This window comes from Streptomyces sp. NPDC043685, from assembly GCF_056436585.1.
In genome coordinates this window covers 43,884-46,595 of sequence record NZ_JBWKCH010000017.1, presented here as the reverse complement: position 1 = coordinate 46,595, position 2,712 = coordinate 43,884, and the positions used below count along the sequence as shown (strand labels likewise).

Annotated in this window: 2 protein-coding genes; both read right to left on the bottom strand. The window is 63.9% G+C overall.

The features are described 5' to 3' along the window. Nucleotides 1-231 precede the first annotated feature (231 nt). Entirely contained in the window at nucleotides 232-819 is a 588-nt protein-coding gene (cyaB, locus tag AC0665_RS37210) for a class IV adenylate cyclase (RefSeq protein WP_478706785.1), read from the bottom strand. 93 nt (nucleotides 820-912) lie between these two features. Continuing rightward, complete coding sequence (locus AC0665_RS37205) at nucleotides 913-2,316, bottom strand: class I SAM-dependent methyltransferase (protein ID WP_478706784.1); 1,404 nt, start codon at nucleotides 2,314-2,316, stop codon at nucleotides 913-915. Between the last annotated feature and the right edge of the window lie 396 nt (nucleotides 2,317-2,712).

Sequence of the window (2,712 nt, the reverse complement as noted above, 5' to 3'; positions counted from 1 at the left end):
TTCCGCTGCGCTCCAGCCACCCGGCCGCGCCCGCTACGCGGGACGGCCAACGGGCCTACGGCCCGAGCACCTACGAGGGAGGGTGGCCGGGGTCGTGACTCTGCATCAGATGATGCGCTATGTACCTTTGGCAGAATCCCCCCTCTCCCTCCTGCTTCAAAATGAAGCTCAGGATAGAGACTGGAATGAACGCGCACCCCCCGCGCTGAGGGTGCGCGTTCATTCAGGAGGCTATTCCGCCTTTGCGGACTCCAACTGTCCCAGCACGATATCCCGGTATGGAATCGCCACCGTGGGACGCTCACTAATGCCTAGCTGCCTCTCGATGTGCTCGACAAGTTCAGCGGCACCCTCGGCCGTAGCCCGGTTTACTTCGGTTTCGATGAAGGTTCCCGCCCCGTGAACGGTGTCGATGCTGACTGTCACATCGGGAATATCCGGGTGGCGGTAGATCGTGCGGGTCTTTTCGACACGGACAATCTCCCGCATACCAATGGAGGTGAGCAGCCTTTCAGCCGTACATGCCTGCTCACTCTCGCGCAGAATGACGTTCGTCTCCACCTTGGAGACAACGTCATTGGCTGCATGGGTGGTCGGGGTGGAAGCTGGCTTGTATGTGATTTCCGCGAAGTCCTCGCGTCGGCGAACGCGCAGGCATTCAACCGTCTGCATGTAATCGACGTCGGGGCGGCTGTAATAGGTGTCCGTCTCGGTGACGGGGGCGGATGCGATGTAGCCGAGTTGGGCGAGTAGGGGTACAAGAGTGCTGCCGTCGTCGGACAACTCGCGCTTGCACTCCACTTCGATGGTGTCGGTCATGGGGGCCATCCTCTGTGTCGTTTGCGGCGTACATGCGGGCGGGTGGGGCGCGGGGGCCCTCGGACCATCTCCGAGGGCCCCCGCGCCTGTGGGTCACATCATCTGAACGAGCGCGGAGTGAAGTCGGGCCATAGCGGCACGGCTGCACAGCGGCCGGAGAGCCTCGATACCGGCCGTGATCGCCTCGGCGTCGTGGGCGGGAATGTTGGTGAAAAGGACCAACTGCTTACCGTCGGGGAGCGGGTTGGGCAGGCGGTTACGGAGGTAGCGGGTGTAGTAGGCCCGTCCGGGGGTGAGAACGTCACGGGCCGTCCGGGGCATCATCACAGTGTTCGTGTTCGCCTCTGCCGACGAGATAGCGAATTCGGTGAGGAGTTCGCTCAGGGTGAGATAGACGTACGTCTCGTGGCCTTCGCGTTCGATCCACTCTCCCCACACCGCCGCGCACGGCTCGTTGCCCTTCTCGGCGGACGTGAGCAGTTCGATGATGGCGGCATCGGTGCACTCGTCGAAGATGTCGCCGTCCGTGACGTAGTGGTCCCCGTACGGTTCACCAACAGTCTTCAACAGCGATCGCTGTAGAGGGGAAATCCATTCAGCCTCGGTGAGCGCGAAGTGGACCCGCTTGTGACCGGCTGCCGCGTCGATCCAATCGGCGGCGTACTGCCCGTCAAGGTACGGGCGGAATCCGAGGGCGCCGGAGCGCCATGCGTAGTCGCGGAAGGTGATGTAGTGGCGCTGGATTTCTCGGAACAGGCCGATCGGTCCGGTGATGACGGCGCTTGTCTTGGGGTCGATGTTCTCAAGGGCGATGCGGCGGGAGTCCTGACGGATGGTCGGGTCGTCCCCGGAGTGGTGGTAGGGGTGGAGGCTGTCTCGCAGGTACTGCGGGGTGAACATGCGGATGAACTGAAGCCATCCGCGATGCGTGTACGTCTGGGTGACCGTTTCGTGGAGGGTCCCGGCGTCGACGGTGCGCACGTCGCGGTAGGCGAAGTGACCGCCGGGCTTCAGGACGGTCGGGAGGGTCTGCATCAGTTCATGAATGCCCCGGTACCCGCTGCCGTAGGAGTAGACCTCGTGCATGAGCGCGGACGCGGCGACAATGTCCACGGGGCGGTCAAGAAGCGTGTCGATTTCCTGTGCGAGTCCGTTGGTGAGGGTGCAGGTTCCCAAGTTGGCCGCGTTGTAGCGGTCGATGGCGTGGGCGAGGGTCTGAGAGACGATGCCGGGGGCCTCGATCAGGGTCACGTCCAGCGTGCGGGGCCGGTCGGTGGTGCCGGTGAGGCTGTTGGTGAGGTACTGGAGGGCGGCACCGCCGCCGGGTCCGATTTCAACGAGATGCGGTGCGTCGGTCTTGTTCCGCGCGAGCGCGTTGAGGACCATCTGAACCTTCTCGCGGCCGTTCGAGTTCGCGGCCTCGTCAAGGTAACCAGCAGCGGACTTCGCGGCGGTGGCGAACGCGTGCCCCGCTGCGGTTTCGGTCTGCGTGGTCACAAGCGGCTGGTTCAAGGTACTGCCTTTCGTCGGCCTGACTGTTGGTGGCCGGTCGGTCGGGGTGTGCCGCCCCTTCCGTCCGACAATGACAACATTACAGCATCTCAACTCACATTGCCAGCGAAAAGGCCAGGTCAGAAGCGTTTCTTAATGATCATTACGACCCGTCTCCCGCGCCGGACCGCGCGGGGGGTGGGGCGAGACTTTGGGCGGGAGCTGCCCTGGGGCGAGTGATCATGGCCCCGTAAGCTGATGGCGCGTCGGGCAGTCTGTGGACCTGCCCGGTAAAGCACGACGTTGGGGCCATGATCTTCGAGGCTCGCCCCAGGGTGGCTGCCTAAAGTCTCGCCCCACTCCCCGCCCCAGCCACAGACAAAGGGCGCGAAGCGCCCGGCC